General features: G+C 42.8%; 1 protein-coding gene and 1 pseudogene. Both read left to right on the top strand.

The genetic code is table 11. The annotated features are described in order from the left end of the window. Nucleotides 1-228, top strand: a pseudogene (locus GNF10_RS37160) (hypothetical protein); the annotation flags it as partial. Nucleotides 229-240: 12 nt separating this feature from the next. Then, a partial coding sequence (locus tag GNF10_RS37155; protein ID WP_185593175.1) for a hypothetical protein occupies nt 241-878 on the top strand: 638 nt, incomplete at its 3' end.

Genomic DNA, 878 nt, shown 5'->3' with positions numbered 1-878 from the left:
CATCCATACTCTGCTGCATTTGGTCAATTCTTGGGTAATGGGATTGACGCGGACATTGCAAATACTTTGGCATTTGGTGAGAACAGATTTGATTTAATTTCTGAAGATTTTGACGACCCCGTAAGGCAATTAGCAACGAGAATTTATAACCGATTTGAAGAGATGGGTTACTGGGATGAAGTACCAGACTCTGATGGTGATATAGACTACGACAACATACCTTATTAGGAGAATAACGCAATGGATTTTGCAATACGTAATCCGGTAGTTGGTCATAGTTCACATATTGACGAGAAAGCAAAATCTTGGGGAGGATTTGAGTCTGATATTCTGGGCTATCTCTCTGATATAAATAAGCTCGAACAATTCGCTGATTATGCGAATAATGCCCAAGAGTTAAGTGACCGATTAGAGCCATTCTTGGACAACGCCAAGGTCGTCTTTGAGGCGATGGAGAAGTTGACCAAAGGACAAGTAAGTTGGACAGAACTTCGTAAACAATACGGCTCTCATGTTGCGGGTGCAATTGGTAAAATCCGTAAACTTAACGCTGAATTTGACAGCGAGATGAGTAAGATAGATGCCCAAGATAGAGCCGACTTGTTGCGGATTGACCAAAAGCGTAAACACGCTTTAACTGAAGTTGCTACACAATTACACCACGACTTACAAGCAGAATTGTGGCGGCATGAAAACAAGATTAGCGGCATCGAAAATAGGCAAGTTGTGCAAGCAGAGAGACAAGCAATCACAACAGGGCTGAGAGAGAAACGCCAACAACTTTTAGCCCGTGCGAGGTTTGGCTCAAGGGCATTAGAACCCAATCAAACACCCCAAGAAGTAATACCAGTTACTAGCCAAAATCATGCACCTGCGTC

Origin of the sequence: Nostoc sp. UCD121, assembly GCF_014222285.1 — a bacterium.
Taxonomy (GTDB): domain Bacteria; phylum Cyanobacteriota; class Cyanobacteriia; order Cyanobacteriales; family Nostocaceae; genus Nostoc.
The sequence above is the reverse complement of the archived record's forward strand: the minus strand, read 5'-3'. Positions and strand labels throughout refer to the sequence as shown.